Consider the following 18009-nt stretch of genomic DNA (forward strand, 5'->3'; position numbering starts at 1 on the left):
CCCGTTCCATCCCGACGAGTATCGGATCTCGTCTCCTGATAATGGATCACGATAATGGCCGAACAGAAAGATATCAAAACCCTGTGTGAAACCGAATGGGATAAGTGGAAGCACGACTGCAGCGGATTCCTGAAAGCCGTCGCCGGCGATCTCGGCGTGACGTTGTCCGGCGACGCGAATGCGATCATCGATTCGATGAGTCAGGGTGCGTGGATTCAGGTGGGCAGCGACTCCGACAAGGCAGTCAATTACGCCGGCATGGGTTATCTCGTCGTCGCCGGATTGAAAGCGACGCATCACGGGCATGTCGTGATTATCATGCCGGGCCAGTCGAAACCTTATCCGCTGGGTTACTGGGGCCGATTTGGCGGCACCGGGCGTAAAAATACCGCGATCAATTTCTCGTGGACGCATGCCGACCTCGCCAACGTTCAATACTTCGCTATCCGCCCATGAATTCGACATTCATCAGGAACACGGTTCTCGTGGCGGCCGGCGTGCTGCTCGCCGGCCAGGCTGCGCTCTCAGTCGCTGCGGTCGCGCAGACGTGCCGCTACTCGGAAGTGAATCCCGGTTCCGGCAAGGTCACGACGCGGCAACTGTCGATCGATCTCGGCCAGAGCGACGGCACCGACAAACCGACCGCATGGATCGGCCCGATGACGCTCGCTCGCGAAGGCGGCGAGTCGTGCTCGGTGGATCCGAACGTCAGCATCATCGAGCGCCCGATCTACACCGACGGTCAGCACGTGCTCGTCTCGACCTATTCCGGCAGCGAGCAGATCGTCTACGCGATCGACGCGAAGGACTGCAAGGTGATGTGGGAAAGCGAGCGCTTCTCGGGCAAGGTGAAGCTCACGGGTAACCAGCTGCGGATGGACAAGAACACGGTCAAGCTGGGTACCGACTGTACGCCGCAGCAGTGATAGCGAGGTCGGGTCGCGCGTTTGTGCGCGGCCGGCTTCGCAGTTACATCACCCGCTTCGCAAACGCCAGCATCGCCCGATTGAATTCATCAGGCCGTTGCAGCGGCGCGAAGTGACTGACACCCGGCAACACAGTCAGCGTCGCGCCGGGGATGCTGCGCGCGAGATACGCGGCGTGTTCCGGCTTGATGAACTCGTCGTGTTCGCTCTGTACGATTTCCACCGGCACATCTATTCGCGCGAGCTCGGCTGCAGTGCAATTGGGCTGCGTCTGCATCATCTGCGTGACGGCTGCGGCGAATGCGTCGAACTGGTCGGGCGTCGCGGACAGGTGCGCGTAATCGGCAGAGTGTCGCGCGAGACACCGTTCGAGCAACGGGTTCGGCCATTCGATTTCCTTCGTGCCGCTCGGGTCCATGTTGCAGCCGAAGAAGAACACGCCCGCGACACGCGCCGCTGCGTGCATCGCGAGCATCATCGCGACGCACGCGCCATCGCTCCAGCCGACCAGTGCAGCACGCGGCAGACTCAACGCCTCCATCACGGCGAGCACATCGCCTGCCATTCGCTCGTAGCGGAACGGTTCTGCGTCGCGTGTGCTGCGACCGTGGCCGCGGCTGTCGACGACGATCGCGCGATATCCCGCATCGAGCAGTGCAGGCACCTGATAACCCCAGTTACCGCTGTGCCCGAGACCGCCGTGCAGCAGGATCACCGGCGCACCGCTGCCGCAGGCGGCGTACCAGATGCGCGCGCCGTCGTGTTCGATGTGATGTGCGTTGCCGTTGGGCGGTAGCGCGGGAGCGCCGTGGGCTTCGAAGATTTTCAGGTCGTCGTCGTGTGCGGGCATCGCGAGTCTCGTCTCTCGTTCGGCGTTCGTTGTGCTCGCAGGATAGCCTTTTCGACCCACCGTCGTTCCTTTCGATTTTATTATTTCTTGTGAAAATCCACCATTTTGCGTTGCAGCGATTAATCCGCGATTTGCGTAAATTCGCAATTCGAGTAAATGGAGTTATTCGATCGATTCATTCAGACAAAAGTCAGTTTTACTTCGCGTCGCGCGTATTCAATGTGGTCGAGACCACACTTCTCCGGGCCATGTAAACAGCTAAAAGTGTCTGTTTTTAAAGGGTATATGGGTTCCGTGTGCTCGTTCCCCGAAGGGCTTGTTCGTAGCCGTATGTGGAAATGTAACGGAATGAAAGTGACCGGTAAAAAGGGGTGAAATTTATTAAATAACGTATAAGATTCGGCCTCTCATTGGACCGGGATGCCATTTTAAATGACAAACAATATAATCCGCGCTTTGCGAATTCTATCGCTGGCCGCAGTCGCGACATCGATATTGGGTCTGTCCGGATGTGGCGGCGGAGGCGGCGGCTCTAGCGACGCGACGTCGAACGCGGCCAATCCGAACCCCGGCGGAACGACTCAGGTTCCGACCAGCAATCCGACGGGCCTCGCATCCGGTCCGAGCAATCCCACGTCGACGCAGACGGGCGCGGCCGTGATGCCGCTCGAAGTGATGGGCATCGCCGGCTCGGTCGTCACGGTGAAGCTGAACGTGCCGAATGGCAGCACCGCGAAGCGGGTATGGCTGCAGGCGAACAACCTGTCGTATGACGCGAAGGGTTCGGTGAAGGTGAACGACGGCCCGTGGGTCGATCTGACGAACGCCAACGTGACGATCGAAGGAGCGGGGAGTGCGTACGGCGGGATCGGCGGCGGCTTCGATACGCTGAAGATGAGCGTCGCGGTGAGCGGCGCCGTGAACGGCACGAATCTCGTCAGCTTCCGGTTCAATCAGACCGACGGCGTGTCGTCGGGTTATCGGGTGCTCGCACTGAATCTGCGCGACGCGTCGGGCAACAATCTCGTCGACAGCAGCAACTTCACGCAGGACGATCCGACGCAGTGGACCCCGCCGCGCAACACGGCCGCCGACATCGCGGCGGGCGCGCAACTGTGGAAGTCCGCGACGCTGTTCGAGTCGCCGATCAATCCCGGGCATCAATTGCAGGCGCATTGCATGGATTGCCATGCGGCCAACGGCTCGGATCTGCAGCGCTTCAACTACTCGAACTATTCGATTGCCGTGCGCGCGCAGTTCCATGGACTGACGAGCGATCAGGGCGCGCAGATCGCGAGCTACATCCGCAGTCTGAACAGCACGCTCGGCGTGCCGGGTCCGCATTGCCGTCCGTGGAATCCGCCGTATCAGCCGGGGCCCGGTCTCGATGCCGGCGACGTGCGCAACTGGACCTGCGGCGCGGGTCTCGAAGCGGTGTCCGACAGCGACCTCGACACGTTGAACGCGATCTTCCCGAGCGGTATCAACAAGAGTGCGATTGCAACCGGCGGCCATCTGAACGCGCGTGAAATTCCGATCAGTCTGCAATTGCCGGACTGGAATCACTGGGTGCCGCGTATTCATCCGAAGGACGCGTGGGGCGACTACTTCACGAACTCGAATCTGAACAAGATGTACGCGGGTGAAGGTACGGGCAACTCGACGTACAACATGCGCGCGCAACTCGCAGCGGGCGGCGCAGCGTATGCGACGGGTCGCTCCGGCGACATCTTCAACGATCTCTATTACTGGGGCGATCAACTCGGCGATCACTTCACGCCGCCGAACGAAGGCACGTCGGGTTCGTACACGATCGCGCAACAGAAAAACCTGTACGGCACCGCGCAATGGCAGTTGCTCAAATCGTGGGAACTGGCGCAGGACTTCAACCTCGAGTCGCAGTGTCCGGCGGCGTGGGGCGCGCACAACGCGCCGAAGATCGAAGCGCGCGGCTGGTGCGGTTACTGGCGCTTCGTGTTCAACGTGTCGCCGCACATCCTCGGCTTCCCTGTGAACGCGAGCATGTTCGGCAGCCCGGTCGCCGACATCATGAAGGCGAACCAGTGGTATGAAATGCAGCTTCTGCTTAATCCGGGCAACGGCGCGCATCTTGTGCATCTGCCGCTGGACTGGCAATACGCGTATGGACTGTTCGACGATCTTTCGTCGGCGAGCGGACGGACCGAACCGGCGCGCAAACTGCTGTTCGTCGTGAAGGGCGCGCAGGAGATGGACAACGGCGTCGGCGTCACCGATGTGAATCGCGGTTGGACCACGCGCGACACGAGTCCGATGGACGTGTGGGACTTCGGCCAGAGCGGTATCTGGAAGGGCGTCGCGCCGGCGACGGAGCAGTCGGTGGTCAACGCGTTCCTCGAGACGTGGCTCGATCGCACAACCAGCTTCGACGTGTCGACGTGGCAGCGTCTGGGCACGAACCCGGCGTCCGGCGAATCGACGTGGTGCGGCTGGAGTATCCGTTCGCTATGCTGGAGCGACTACGTGCCGGGCACGCTGCGCGGCGACACGCCGACCGTCGAGAATTTTCCGACGTGGGCGTTCAACCGCATTCCGCTGATGCGCACCGAAGGTGTCGACGGCACGCAGTTGAACCGCTTTGCGACCTGGATGAATAGCGCATACCCGAGCGGCAATTTCCAGAGCCTGGTTCATTAAGGTATTCAGGTAAGTCGCTGCTGTGACAACTCCGGCTGCAAGCGTGCAGCCGGTCACGCGCTTCATACGCTTCATGCGTTTCGCGTGGATGTCGCGGGCCTGACGAAACGAAGAAAGACCAAGACCATCAGTCAGCCTCGGCGCGGGCGTGCAGCAAGCGGCCGCATGCCGCCGATCACCAGTGCCTTCACATGCTTTTCGAGCATCGCGCGCGTGACCTCGGGCATCCCGGGGAATTTGCTCGCGAGCTTCGACGTCGCGAGCGGCGTCATCACCAGCGTAAACAGTGAATTGATCAGTAGCGGGGCTTCGATCGTCCGGTTGACGAGACCTTTGCGCTGCGCGCGCTTGATCAAACTGATAAAAAGCGCACTCTGTTCGTGCGGCAGATGCTTCATCATTCTTTTATGCAGCAGGCCGCCGTCGCACAGATTGTCCTGCATCCATAGCGACGGTAACCACGGCATTTGTTCGGCGAGAGCGAACAGTCTGCCGATATGTGCTTCGACCATTGCGAAAGGATCAGCATCTGCCGCTTCGCCTACTGGTCCCCACACGAACTGAATCGTAGGCGCAAGACGCTCGTCGACAATTGCGTCAAGCAAGATGTCGCGATTCGTGAAATAGTAATGCACCATCGCCGACGTGACTCCAGCGGCGGCCGCAATCTGTGCAATCGTAGTAGAGCCTACGCCCTGCTCGGCGAACAGCCGGGTCGCGGTGTCGAGCATGTACTCGCGAGCGTCTCTCACGTTCGGAGTCGTGCGTCCCTCGGGCTGTCTTAACTTTTTCATTAATATCTACTAAGGTTTGAAAGCTTTGTAATTTTATATTAATTGATTCGTTGATTAGAATACCTTACGCTTGGACCAAATTGTTCCAGGGTCAATCCCCATCCGCAGGGTCGTGAATGAACGCATCTCCCAGCTTTGGTATCCGAAAGTTGCCCGTGGCGCGCGCAGGCAAGCGCGTGCTGCAGTACGGTTGTATGGCCGCTGCGATGTTCATTGCTGCGGGTTGTGCGCTCGGACCTGACTATCGCAAACCGGTGGTCGAGATTCCCGCGAGTTTTAAGGAAGGCGTCGACTGGCAACGGGCCCAGGCCAATCCGCAGGCCTCGCTGTCCAGTACATGGTGGCTCGACTATCACGACGACAAGCTGACACAACTGGTCGAGCAGTCGCTTAAGGCGAATCAGTCGATCGCTCAGGCGGAAGCCGCTTACCGGCTCGCGCAGGCTACCGTGCTCGCGAATACGTCGACACTGTTCCCGACTATCACTGCCGGCGCATCGGGTTCGCGCTCGGGCACCGGGGCGGGCGCCGCCGCAGCGGGAACGAGTTCGTCGAGCGCATCGATACCGGGCGTGCGCAATTCGGCCAACGTCAACCTCGCGGCCAGCTGGGAAATCGATCTGTGGGGCGAACTGCGGCGCGAAGTCGAATCGGCGAGAGCGAGCGCACAGGCGAGCGATGCACAGCTTGCCGGCGAGCGTCTGTCGATTGCTGCGAGCGTCGCGACCAATTACTTCCAGTTACGCCAGGCCGACGTCGACATCGATCTGCTGAAGCAGCAGCAACAGATCGACCAGCGCATCCTCGACATGACGCAGGCAAGCTTCAAGTTCGGCAATTCGTCGAGCGACGACGTGCTGACCGCACAGGACACGCTCGAACTCATCATCGCCGATCTGCAGACCACGCAGATTGCCCGCGAGCAATACGAGCATGCGATTGCGGTGCTGATCGGCGTACCGCCCGGCGGCTTCTCGATCGAACCCGAACGTCAGTACGCATTCGTCACGCCGGCTGTGCCGCTCGCGTTGCCGTCGCAACTGCTCGAACGTCGCTACGACGTCGTGAGTGCGGAGCGCAACGCAGCAGCGGCGAACGCGAAGATCGGCGCAGCGGAAGCGGCCTTTTTCCCGACGCTGACGTTGTCCGCACAAGGCGGCTACCAGCACAACACGCTCGCGCATCTGTTCTCGCTGCCGAACCGCTTCTGGACTCTCGGCCCTGATCTGGCCGCGACGATTTTCGACGGCGGTGCACGTACGGCAGCAGTACGCGAAGCGCGTGCGACCTATGACGAAAATGCCGCCGCGTACCGGCAGGCGGTACTGACTGCATTCCAGAACGTCGAGGACAACCTGTCGTCGTGGAACCATCTGCAGCAGCAGGCCGATGCCTTCACGAACATCTACAAGCGCAACCAGCAGCTGTTCGGCAACGTGCACACGCAGTTCGAGGTGGGCACGATCAGCGAGCTGAGCCTGCTGAACCAGCAACTCACGCTGTTGCTCGCCCAGCAAAATCTGGTCGATACGCAGGCGTTGCTGACGCAGAGCAGCGTTGCGCTGGTGAAGAACCTCGGTGGCGGCTGGCAGTGGGATGACGCGAAGGAGCGGGCAGCCGATACCGTCGCATCGTCCGGGCAGGTGTCGGCGCCCACGTCGGCGGCGGCGTCCACATCGGCCGCTCCGGCGCAGTAGGATGCGCAGACTCGTCGCCGCAGGTTTCCTGTTTGATTCGCCATGTCCGGTTCAGCTGCGACGTTCCGGTCACGCGTTGTATTGCGCATCACAAGCGGTCTACTCAGACCGGAGTTCGGGGACGGTCCATGACGGATCGTTTCGCATCGACTCCCGGTCCTTTCCATTTCCACGATCATGCAAGCATGGTGTCCTATGACGTTACTGCCTGTGCGCGCGTCGCTACTGTCCTTTAGTTTTCTCGCTCTGGTTGCCTGCAGCAAGGGCACTCCACCGGCGCCGCCGCCGCCGCAGGTCGGCGTGATGAAGGCCGAGCTGAAGACGGTGCCGCTGAACCGCGATCTTGTCGGTCGGCTGTCGGCCTATTACAGCGCCAACGTGACGGCGCGCGTATCAGGCGTGCTGGTCAAGCGCGCCTATACGGAAGGCTCCACTGTGAAAGCGGGGCAGGTGCTGTTCGAAATCGATCCGACCTTCTACCAGTCGGTGCTGAACAGCGACCTCGCCACGCTCGCGCAGGATCAGGCGACCTACGTCAACAACCGCGTCACCGCGCAGCGTCTGCACAAGCTGCTGCCGATCGGTTCGGTCTCGCAACAAAGCGTCGACGATGCGGACGCCGCCGAACGCAGCGCCGCGGCGAAGGTCAAGGCGGACCAGGCGGCGGTCGACGGTGCGCGCGTGAACCTCAGTTACACCAAGGTCACGTCGCCGATCAGCGGCATCGCAGGACAGCAGCAGGTCACGGTCGGCGCGGTGGTCGGCTCCGGCACGACCGACAGCGGTTCGAGCGGCACGCTGCTCACGACCGTGCAGCAGATCGACCCGCTGTACGTGAACACCACGATCAGCGCCGCCGATCTGATCACGCTGCGTCAGGCGCAAAGCACAGGCAACGTCGCGCTCAACGCGCAGAACGACATCGCCGTGCAGGTGGTGCTGCCTAACGGTCGTCCGTACGATCAGACGGGCACGCTCGACTTCTCCGACGTCGAAGTGAATTCGACCACCGGTGCGGTCAATCTGCGCGCGAAGCTGCCGAATCCGCAACATCAGCTGCTGCCCGGCATGTACGTATCGCTGAAGGTCGCACTCGGTCAGCAGAACAAGGTGTTCCTGATTCCGCAGGAAGCCGTGCAGCGCGATACCGTCGGCGCGTATGTGATGACCGTCGGCGCGGACGGCAAGGCCGTGCGCAAGGACGTCGTCACGTCGGAAAGCTATCAGCACGACTGGATCGTCACGGGCGGCATCGCGGAAGGCGATCAGGTGATCGTGACAGGGTTGCTGGGCGCGCGCGAAGGGACGCCTGTGAAGGCCAGCCCCGTGCAGGCACCGGCGGCCGGCGCACCGGCTGGCGCGAGTTCGGCGCAGGCCGGCGCCGCACCCGCGTCGGGCGCTCAACCCGCTGGCAACAAGTCGTAAGGAGTTTGACTCATGCCACGTTTCTTTATCGATCGCCCGGTCTTTGCGTGGGTGATCCCTATTCTGATCTGTCTGCTAGGCGTCATTTCGCTGACGCGCATGGGGATTGCGTCGTACCCCGACATCGCGCCGCCCGAAGTGACGATCACCGCGACCTATCCGGGCGCGAATGCGGCCACGATGGAATCGACGGTGACGCAGGTGATCGAGCAGCAGCTGACCGGCATCGACAACCTGCTGTACTTCAACTCGACGTCCGGCAGTAACGGCACAGCGACGATCACGCTGAGCTTCGCGACCGGCACGAACCCCGACATCGCCGAAGTTCAGGTGCAGAACAAGGTCCAGCTCGCGCAGCCGCTGCTGCCGACCGAAGTGACGCAGCAAGGCGTGGTGGTGGCGAAGGCGAGCCCGGACATTCTGATGTTCATCAGCTTGCAGTCCAGCAATCCGAACATCGACGCATCGCGCCTGAGCGACATCGTCGCTTCGCAGATCCAGCCGGTGATCGCGCGGGTCAACGGGATCGGCAATACGTTCCAGCTGGGTTCGGAATACGCGGTGCGGATCTGGATCGATCCGGACAAGCTGCAAGGCTACGGGCTGTCGACGACCCAGGTGCTCAACGCGGTCACGTCGCAGAATGCGCAGTTCGCGACCGGCGCGCTCGGCGCGGACCCGGCTGTGAAGGGGCAGGTGTTCACGGCAACCGTGTCCGGCGACAAGCTGTTCTCGTCGCTCGATCAGTTCAAGAACATCATTCTGGTGACGACCAACACCGGTACGGTGGTGCGCCTGAGCGACGTCGCGCGCATCACGTTCGGCGCGCAGTCGTACGGTTCGTCCGCGACGTTTAACGGCAAGGCGGCGGGTGGTATGGGTCTGTACCTGCTGCCCGGTTCGAACGCACTGTCGGTCGCGAAGGCGGTCAAGGCCGAAATGGCGGTCCTCGCGAAGGATCTGCCGGCCGGCGTGACGTGGGACGTGCCTTACGACACGACCCCGTTCATCACGGCATCGATCTCCGACGTGGTCCGCACGCTGGTCGAAGCGATTGTGCTGGTGTTCTTCGTGATGCTGATCTTCCTGCAGAACCTCCGCGCGACGATCATTCCGACACTGGTCATTCCGGTTGCGCTGCTGGGGACGTTCATCGGGTTGAAGGCGTTGAATTTCTCGCTCAATCAGCTGACGTTGTTCGGTATGGTGCTCGCGATCGGGATTATCGTCGACGATGCGATCGTCGTGATCGAGAACGTCGAGCGAATAATGACCGACGAGAAGCTCGATCCAAAACCGGCGACGCGCAAGGCGATGGGTCAGATCACCGGCGCCATCGTCGCGATTACCGTGGTGCTGATTGCGGTGTTCGTGCCGTCCGCGTTTCAACCGGGTGCGATCGGCATCATCTACGCGCAGTTTGCGTTGACCATCGCGATCTCGATGGGCTTCTCGGCATTCCTCGCGATGTCGTTCACGCCGTCGCTGTGTGCCGCGCTGCTGAAGCCGACACATGATCAGAAATCGAATGCCATCTACCGCTGGTTCAACAAGGCGTTCGACCGGCTGAGCACGTCGTATTTCGGCCAGGTCGGCCGCGCGGTTCGCCACGCGCCGCGCTGGATGATCCTGTTCGCGCTGGTCGCGGTACTGACCGGGTTCCTGTTTACCCGGCTGCCGACCGCTTTCGTTCCGGACGAAGATCAGGGCTTCATGCTGGCGCTCGTCAGCTTGCCGACCGGTGCGACGCTCGAGCGCAACGACAAGGTGATGACCGAGATCAACGACAAGCTGAAGAATAGCGACATCGGCAAGGACATTGCGGGGATCTTCAACGTCAAGGGTTTCAGCTTCGTCGGTAACAGCGAAAACGTCGGCATGGTCTTTATCAAGCTGACTGACTGGAAGGCACGCTCGAAAACGGCGATGCAGCTGATCCCGCAGGCCAATGGGATCCTGCACGGCATTACCGATGCGCAGATCTTCGTCGTGAATCTGCCGACCATTCAGGGCTTGAGCCAGTTCGGCGGCGTCGACATGTACCTGCAGGCGCGTTCCGGGCAATCGCGGGAAGAACTGGGCAAGGCGACCGGCATGTTGCTGGGTCTCGCGAGCAAGAGCCCCGTGCTTTACGGGATCCGGCCGAACTCGTTGCCTGAGGCACCGCAGTTGCAGCTGACCGTCGATCGCGTGCAGGCGCAGTCGATGGGCCTGTCGCTGAGCGACGTATATGCCGCGATCCAGATGCAGCTCGCGCCGAACTACATCGACCAGTTCACGTACGGCGGCCGGGTGAAGCGCGTGTATGTGGAAGCCGATGCACCGTTCCGGATGGGACTCGACGCGCTGCAGCACACGTTCACGCCGACCGGTGTGACGGGCACGTCGTCGACGACCAGTTCGAGCAGCACGGTCACCGCAACCAACGCGAGCGGCTATCAGACGCCGGGCAATCCGTCGGTCAGCAACAGCGCGATCAGTCCGTACAACATGGTGCCGCTGTCGAGCGTCGTGAGGACGAACTGGAGCGTGGGTCCGCAGGCACTACCGCGTTACAACGGCTATTCGGCAATCGAGATCGTCGGCAATGCGGCGCCCGGTTACTCGACGGGCCAGGCGATGGACACGATCCAGAACATGGTCAACAAGTCGTTGCCGCCGGGTTTTGCAGCGGACTGGACAGGACAGTCGTATCAGGAAATCCTGGCCGGGAATTCGGCGACGCTGCTGACGGTTCTGTCGATCGTGATCGTGTTCCTGTGTCTTGCCGCGCTGTACGAAAGCTGGTCGATTCCGGTTGCCGTGCTGCTGGTGGTGCCGCTGGGCTTGCTGGGCATGCTGACGTTCTGTCTGCTGTTCAACGTTCCGAACGACATCTACTTCAAGATCGGGATGGTGACGGTGATCGGGCTGGCGGCGAAGAACGCGATTCTGATCGTCGAGTTTGCGGTGGACGGGCAGGCTCACGGGATGACGCTGTACGAGGCCACGCTGAACGCCGCGAAGCTGCGGTTGCGCCCGATTCTGATGACGTCGATGGCGTTTATTCTCGGCGTGTTCCCGCTGGTGATCTCGTCGGGTGCGGGTGCATCGTCGCGGCATGAGATCGGCACGGGCGTGATCGGCGGCATGTTGTTCGCAACCGTGTTCGGCTTGCTGCTGATTCCGGTGTTCTATGTGTCGGTGCGCCGGATGCTCGGCGACAAGCTCGACGAAGTCACGCACAAGCTGCGTCTTGCAGAAGGGCACGAAGGCGAGAGCAACGCCTGACGAAGTTCGCTGCGCCGGTAGCGGCGCGTTCGCGAGCGTATGAGCCGGACCATCGGTTCCATCGCGCGACGAATGCGCCGCTCAACCTGTTTCAGCGCCATCCCGGCGCGCACTACTGTTCGGCAGGGCTCCGGGCATGAAACGAACCAGAAAACATGCGCTCGATACGCGAGCGCACATTTTGGACGCCGCCGAACACGTCTTTATCCAGCATGGTCTGTCGCGTGCATCGCTGTCGGATGTCGCTGACGCAGCGGGTGTTACCCGCGGTGCCGTGTACGGACACTTCAGAAACAAGCTGGCGGTATTCGAGGCGCTGTTCAGCGACGCGTCGTTGCCGGTGGATCCGTTTATCGTCGAGAGCGGCGGATGGGGCGACGATCCGCTCGGGCAACTTCAGCGAAACCTCGTTGCACTACTCACGCAGGTGTTGTCCACCGGCTCCGCGCGACGCCTCTATACGATCCTGCTGTCGCGCTGCGAACTGTCGGTCGAGACCGAGGTGTTCTGGCACAGGATGGACAGCAGCCGACGTCACGCCGAAACGCAGATAGAACACGCGCTGCGTGCGGCGATGTCGCGCAACCAGTTGCGTCCCGATCTGGATGCGCAGCGTGCCGCGGCAATCATTCACTCAGGTCTCACCGGCTTCTTCCTCAGAAGCCTGCGCGAACCGCTTCCTTTGCAGCCGGATGTCGAGGCGCTGCGGGTCGTTTTCTCGATCATTCAGGGCATTGGGTTGGGGCCGCTGGGTGAGTCGCATCCTTTGCGCCGCAATTAATCCTGCGATTACGGCGTAGTGTCTGCTCGTGGTGGAGCGGTGCGCATGGCCGCTCGCAATCGGCCATGCGGCAATCAGATCCGAACGCATTCCCAGCGCCAGCCGCGCCTTCCCCAAGCCTTTCATTACCGATGTTCGCCCCGCTTTTAATGCAATGGGAAATAGCCGTTTGCACCGAAATCGGGCAGAAATAACAGTCTCGGTCTGCTGGATATCTGTGTGCGCAATGCAAGAAAGTATCTGTCAGCATGCCGTTATTGAATAAAAAAATCCTTATAGGAATTCATAATTTCTTCTCGCCCGGTCAATGACACTCATATGAATTCCCATGTCATTTCAAGGTGAACGGGCTTTGCAATCGTGACATTTCCGTCTGACGGCTTTCGATCGAAGGCCTTTACCGGCCATCGCGAACGGGAATTTTCCGCGGTACCGACACCGCCTTGAAAGCCGCATGTAGCCTGAGTCTGAGCGAATAGACACTTCCACCGTGTGGAATGAGAAGCACTGCTAGATGAAACGCGAGGCTCCCGCCGTGGAATATCCTGTGCACGCATCAATGGTCGAATTGTTAAATTTGGCAATGCCACATTATTAAAAATAACTCTAAGTGGACAAATAAAAATTCATATGAGAAAGTTGCGCCGAGCACTGAAATTACTATTCGTTACATTGAACGATGACAAGAAATGCGGGCCAACGGAATTACTCTAATGGTCGTCGTCCCAAATAGTGCTCGAATACGCTGTCGAGTGAAATGCGGCGCGGACCGCGTCGCATCGATCATTTACCCGGCCGTATGCGAGGAAGCGGCAGTTTACTGAGGGGGTTCGGTAACCATGAGCATTCCAGATATAAAAGCGCTGGGCGCAAGCCCGGTACAAGAAAGGTCTCATCCAGGCGAGCTGTCTGTGCCTCGTCACACTGTTCCCGTCTTTCTACGGCATCTCTTCGGACCTTCCTGAAACGCCGGCCCGCACACCGTCTGTGCGGTCAGGTCGTATGAAAACGCAAGCCGTCTAGCCGCGTTCACGGGTCGTTTGCCCGCGTGAATTCTTCCTCCTGCCAGGGGGACGGGATTCGCTCGCGCTAAAGATCCGTCATCGAGGCCGGACGCGGACGTGCAAATTCCGGCGCTGAAAGCAGTAGCACCCGCAACTCGAACCTTTGTTCACTACATGTAGTGATCCTAAATAAAGGTCGAGTGACTGCGCTCGTCTCTATGTAACTCGCATCAATCCATTTACTTTCTGAGGACATGAAATGAACAAGGCATATCGGACTATCTGGAACAAGGCATTGGGCGCGTTTGTCGCAGCGTCGGAACTCGACCGATCGTGCGGCAAGGGCAGGTCGGGAGCGAGCGCCGCCGTCTGCGACGGACGCAGCGCTGCATCGCTGCATGGTTCCCGTCCGCGCGTTCTGGCTGCGTTGTTGCTGGCCGGCATGGGTGGATGGGGCGCCCAGGCGCAGGCGCAGGTGAGCTGCGCCGGGTCGCCGTTCAACGCCTACAACGGTAGTTCGTCATGCGTGGGCTTTCAGTCCACCGCCGGCAATGCCGGCGACACTGCGCTGGGTGGGAGTGCAACCGCATCGGGAGGTGACTCCACTGCAGTGGGTGTCGGCGCGACGTCGGTGGGCGCGGCGGCTGTGGCTGTCGGGAACGGCGCCGTGTCGAACGGCAAGGATTCGATTGCGCTGGGCATTTCCAATGTCGCGTCGGGCGATGCATCGATCGCGATCGGTTATATCAGCGCCACCAATGGCCTGAATGCGATGGCGATCGGCTACGACGCGAGAGCGACCGGCACGAACGCGTTTGCGCTCGGCCAGGCCGCCCAGGCATTGACCTCTGCGTCGATTGCGTTTGGTACCAACTCCGTTGGCAACGGAGCGAACGCGTTCGCCGCAGGCATAGGGGCGCAGGCGCTGGGGCAGAACACAACAGCAATCGGCGTTAACGCGACGGCCAGCACGGTCGATGGGCCCGCCGTCGCGCTCGGCGGTGGAGCCAAGGCCGTCGTCACAGGCGCAGGCGGTTCACCGATCGCCATCGGCGCGAATGCCCAGGCAGTCGGCGCGTCGGGCGCCGTCCTTCCGGACGGCACGACGGCGACGACATTCGAAGCCGTTGCACTGGGTAACGGTACGACTGCCGCTGGCATGCAAAGCGTGGCGATCGGCAATGCAGCCATCGGCACGGGAGTCTGGAGTACGGCCGTGGGATCGAGGGCCAAGGCATCGGGCGCGCAATCCACGGCCATCGGTATGCTGGCGCAGGCCACGGGTGTCAATTCGACAGCATTGGGTATGGGTGGCACCACCGTCGCGACAGCGGTGCAGGCCTCCGGCGTAGGCGCTGTCGCGTTGGGTGGCAACGGCACGGCCGGCGCCGTTGCATCGGGTAACAACGCGATCGCTGTCGGCGGGCAGTCTCAGGCGACGAACGACAGCGCCGTCGCGCTGGGTAACCTGAGCACAGCGAACAGTCTGCTGGCCACGGCGTTGGGTGCTTCGTCGACGGCGACGGGCAACGCTTCAGTTGCGATCGGCGATGTGGCGGTCGCTAACGGCACGCATGCGATGGCTGTCGGTTTCTCGGCGAGTGCGACCGATCTGAATGCGATCGCGATGGGTGGGGCGGCCAATGCCGTGGGGGCGTCGTCGATTGCGTTCGGCGTCAACTCCATCGCGAACGGCGTCAATGCCTTCGCGATGGGCACCACGGCAGTCGCGAATGCCACCAACGCGGTCGCGGTGGGCAATGGCGCGAATGCGCTCGCGGCATCGACGGTTGCGATCGGCGACACAAGCTCTGTCGCCGCCGCTGCCGGCGCGGGTTCGATTGCGGGCGGACAAAACTCGAAGGTACTCGGCGGGACGGGAGCCGTCGCGTTGGGTCAGGCTCAGACCGCGACCGGCAACGGCGCGGTCGCGCTCGGCGATCCGAATAGCGCGAACGGTAACGGTGCGATCGCGGTGGGGGCGGACAACACGGCGACCGGCCAGGGCGCGATTGCGCAAGGCAACGGCAACACCGCGAACGGTCAGGGTGCGGTCGCGCTGGGCAATGCGAGCAACGCCACCGGTGCGAGCGCGCTTGCATTCGGCGATACGGCGGTGGCGAACCAGGCGGATGCAATCGCGCTAGGCGCGGGCGCGTCGGCCAGCAACGCCGGCGCGGTCGCGTTGGGCACGGGCAGCACGACGGCGGCGGCCGTGCCTACGCCCACGGTTACGGTGGGCGGTGTCACGAGTCCGGTGCAGGGCACGACGCCGGCCAGTACCGTGAGCATCGGCTCGCCCGGCAACGAACGCACGCTCACCAACCTCGCCGCGGGCCGCGTGAACGCAACCAGCACGGATGCGGTGAACGGCAGCGAACTGTATGCGACGAACCAGGCCGTCGGCAATCTGACGACCGGCACTGTCGGTCCGTTTGTTTCGAACAACTCAGTGACGGCGGTGCAGCCGGTTTCGTCGGGTGCGAATGCCGCTGCCGGCGGTTTCGGTGCAACGGCCACGGGTGCGGCTTCGGTGGTGCTTGGCAATCAGTCGACGGACAACGGCGTCGCGAACTCGACGGTGCTCGGTCAGGGCGCGAGTATCGCGGCCGGCGTGACGGGTTCCAACGTGGCGTTGGGTCAGGGGGCGACGGTGGCCGCTGCCGCGGTTCCGACGCTGACCGGCACGGTCAACGGCGCGACGTTCAACTACGCAGGCGGTACGCCTGCCGGCGTCGTCAGCGTCGGCACGGCGACCGCGACGCGCCAGATCACGAACGTATCGGCTGGCCAGATCAGTGGGACCAGCACCGATGCGGTGAACGGTTCGCAACTGTTCGCAACCGATCAGGCGATCAACAATCTCGCGTCCACCGTGACGGCCAGCGCGACGCACTACTACAGCGTCAACGACGGCGGCACGCAGGGCGGCAACTTCAACAACAACGGCGCGACCGGCGTCAACTCGCTCGCGGCAGGCGTGGGTGCGACGGCGAGCGGCGTGAGCAGCTACGCGGGCGGCAACGCGGCAACGGCGGCGGCGGACAACGCACTCGCAATCGGCGCTCAGGCGAACGTGTCGGTGGCCGGCGGCGTCGCGCTCGGCTCGGGCTCGGTGTCGGACCGCGCGGTGCTCTCCGGTGTCGGCTCGATCGCGAACGGTACCCACTCGATTCCGTTCAACACGTCGGATGAAACCTTGCTCGGCGCCGTGTCGCTCGGCAGCGCGACCGGCAACACGTATCGCCAGTTGACGAACGTCGCCGACGGCACACAGGCACACGATGCGGTCACCATCCGGCAGCTCGCGGGTGCGCTGTCGTCGTTCGCCGTCACCGGTCAGCTGTATTTCCATGCGAACTCGACGGCGGCGGATTCGCTTGCGGTCGGTTCTCAATCGATCGCCGTCGGACCGACGACGGTCGTCAACGGCGATAACGGTGTGGGTATCGGCAACGGCGCGGTCGTCGATGCGACGGCACCTGGTGGCGTCGCGATCGGCGAAAGCTCGAGCGCGGCGCAGGCGGATGCGATTGCGCTCGGCAGCGGTTCGACAGCAAGCGGTGCGCAGTCGATCGCCCAGGGCGCAAACGCGAGCGCGGCGAACGCGGGCGGCATCGCGATCGGTTCGGGTTCGCGCAGCAGCGCGATCGACGGCATGGCGCTCGGCGCCGGCGCGACCGCCTCGATGGCGAACAGCGTGGCACTCGGTGCGGGATCGGTGACGACGGTCGGCGCGTTGAGCAACTACATCGCGTACGGGTTGAGCAGTCCGCAATCGTCCGCGGGCGAAGTCAACATCGGCAACCGGCAGATTACCGGCGTCGCGGCGGGCAAGGCGGGCACCGATGCGGTGAACGTGTCGCAGCTCGATGCGGTGAATCAGCAACTGCTCACGTTGATCAACCAGAACAACGCCGGTGGCGGTTTTACGTCCACTCCGGGAACCACGACGTCACCGTCGTCCACTGGATCGAATTCGTCGGCGGGCGGGCTCGGTGCTGTTGCATCCGGCTCCAGCAGCTCGGCCGTGGGCAACGGTTCGACGGCGTCGGGTAACGGGTCGACTGCGATCGGTGCGGGGTCTTCGTCGAGCGGCAACAACTCGGTGGCGCTCGGCGCGGGCAGCAGCGATGCGGGACGCAGCAACGTCGTGTCGGTGGGGTCGAGCGATTCGGCGCGGCAGATCATCAACGTGCAGGCCGGCACGGCCCCGACCGATGCAGTCAACGTCCAGCAACTGAACAACGCGCTCTCGCAGGCGAACGCGTACACCGATGCACGCGTGAACCAGTTGCAGGACGGCATCAATTCGACTGCACGCAACGCGTACTCGGGCGTCGCCGCCGCGACGGCACTGACGATGATTCCGGAAGTCGACAAGGACAAGACGGTGTCGTTCGGCATCGGCACCGCCGGGTTCAGAGGCTATCAGGCGGTCGCACTCGGCGGCACCGCGCGGTTGACCGAGAACATCAAGATGAAGGCCGGTGTCGGCATGAGCCCTGGAGGCACCACGGTCGGTGTCGGTGCGGCGATGCAATGGTAAATCGCGTGGATAGCGCGACGCTGGTTCGCCGCGCATC

The 18009-nt window shown here is 62.3% G+C and carries 10 protein-coding genes; 8 read left to right on the plus strand and 2 right to left on the minus strand.

Annotated features, from left to right (window positions below):
- Window positions 1–54: 54 nt before the first annotated feature.
- Together E1748_RS10645 and E1748_RS10650 are read left to right on the plus strand one after the other, a co-directional pair.
- Window positions 55–456 carry a hypothetical protein gene (locus tag E1748_RS10645; RefSeq protein ID WP_205965220.1) on the plus strand — a complete coding sequence of 134 codons (402 nt, stop codon included), beginning with the start codon at window positions 55–57 and terminating at the stop codon, window positions 454–456.
- Window positions 453–926 (plus strand): hypothetical protein, encoded by a 474-nt coding sequence (locus E1748_RS10650; protein WP_133647043.1) that lies wholly within the window; start codon window positions 453–455, stop codon window positions 924–926. Before E1748_RS10645 ends, E1748_RS10650 begins: the two co-directional genes overlap by 4 nt.
- A 43-nt stretch (window positions 927–969) precedes the next feature.
- On the opposite strand, the gene E1748_RS10655 is transcribed toward E1748_RS10650, so the two are convergent.
- Complete coding sequence (locus tag E1748_RS10655) at window positions 970–1776, minus strand: alpha/beta fold hydrolase (RefSeq protein WP_133647044.1); 807 nt, start codon at window positions 1774–1776, stop codon at window positions 970–972.
- Between the two features lie 432 nt (window positions 1777–2208).
- Here E1748_RS10655 and E1748_RS10660 point away from each other — a divergent pair, with 432 nt between their 5' ends.
- Window positions 2209–4452: a hypothetical protein gene (locus tag E1748_RS10660; RefSeq protein ID WP_133647045.1), complete on the plus strand. Its 2244-nt coding sequence runs from the start codon at window positions 2209–2211 to the stop codon at window positions 4450–4452.
- A 131-nt stretch (window positions 4453–4583) separates the two neighbouring features.
- Here E1748_RS10660 and E1748_RS10665 read toward each other — a convergent pair whose 3' ends face one another.
- Entirely contained in the window at window positions 4584–5204 is a 621-nt protein-coding gene (locus tag E1748_RS10665; protein WP_240766445.1) for a TetR/AcrR family transcriptional regulator, read from the minus strand.
- A gap of 158 nt (window positions 5205–5362) precedes the next feature.
- Here E1748_RS10665 and E1748_RS10670 point away from each other — a divergent pair, with 158 nt between their 5' ends.
- From E1748_RS10670 to E1748_RS10690, 5 genes are all read left to right on the plus strand, one after another.
- Window positions 5363–6943: an efflux transporter outer membrane subunit gene (locus tag E1748_RS10670; protein ID WP_133647047.1), complete on the plus strand. Its 1581-nt coding sequence runs from the start codon at window positions 5363–5365 to the stop codon at window positions 6941–6943.
- 195 nt (window positions 6944–7138) lie between these two features.
- Window positions 7139–8368 (plus strand): efflux RND transporter periplasmic adaptor subunit, encoded by a 1230-nt coding sequence (locus E1748_RS10675; RefSeq protein WP_133647048.1) that lies wholly within the window; start codon window positions 7139–7141, stop codon window positions 8366–8368.
- Between the two features lie 12 nt (window positions 8369–8380).
- Window positions 8381–11638 (plus strand): efflux RND transporter permease subunit, encoded by a 3258-nt coding sequence (locus E1748_RS10680; protein WP_133647049.1) that lies wholly within the window; start codon window positions 8381–8383, stop codon window positions 11636–11638.
- A 136-nt stretch (window positions 11639–11774) separates the two neighbouring features.
- Window positions 11775–12419, plus strand: coding sequence for a TetR family transcriptional regulator (locus tag E1748_RS10685; RefSeq protein ID WP_133647050.1), 645 nt, complete (start codon window positions 11775–11777; stop codon window positions 12417–12419).
- A gap of 1263 nt (window positions 12420–13682) precedes the next feature.
- The gene (locus tag E1748_RS10690) at window positions 13683–17972 is read left to right on the plus strand and encodes a YadA-like family protein (RefSeq protein WP_133647051.1); all 4290 of its coding nucleotides are present in this window, start codon (window positions 13683–13685) and stop codon (window positions 17970–17972) included.
- Window positions 17973–18009: the final 37 nt, after the last annotated feature.

Origin of the sequence: Paraburkholderia flava (assembly GCF_004359985.1) — a bacterium.
GTDB lineage: Bacteria > Pseudomonadota > Gammaproteobacteria > Burkholderiales > Burkholderiaceae > Paraburkholderia > Paraburkholderia flava.

Coding starts and splice junctions, on each gene's coding strand:
- E1748_RS10655 (WP_133647044.1), bottom strand. CDS start 1,776: ATGCCCGCACACGACGACGACCTGAAAATCTTCGAAGCCCACGGCGCT.
- E1748_RS10685 (WP_133647050.1), top strand. CDS start 11,775: ATGAAACGAACCAGAAAACATGCGCTCGATACGCGAGCGCACATTTTG.
- E1748_RS10650 (WP_133647043.1), top strand. CDS start 453: ATGAATTCGACATTCATCAGGAACACGGTTCTCGTGGCGGCCGGCGTG.
- E1748_RS10675 (WP_133647048.1), top strand. CDS start 7,139: ATGACGTTACTGCCTGTGCGCGCGTCGCTACTGTCCTTTAGTTTTCTC.
- E1748_RS10645 (WP_205965220.1), top strand. CDS start 55: ATGGCCGAACAGAAAGATATCAAAACCCTGTGTGAAACCGAATGGGAT.
- E1748_RS10680 (WP_133647049.1), top strand. CDS start 8,381: ATGCCACGTTTCTTTATCGATCGCCCGGTCTTTGCGTGGGTGATCCCT.
- E1748_RS10670 (WP_133647047.1), top strand. CDS start 5,363: ATGAACGCATCTCCCAGCTTTGGTATCCGAAAGTTGCCCGTGGCGCGC.
- E1748_RS10690 (WP_133647051.1), top strand. CDS start 13,683: ATGAACAAGGCATATCGGACTATCTGGAACAAGGCATTGGGCGCGTTT.
- E1748_RS10660 (WP_133647045.1), top strand. CDS start 2,209: ATGACAAACAATATAATCCGCGCTTTGCGAATTCTATCGCTGGCCGCA.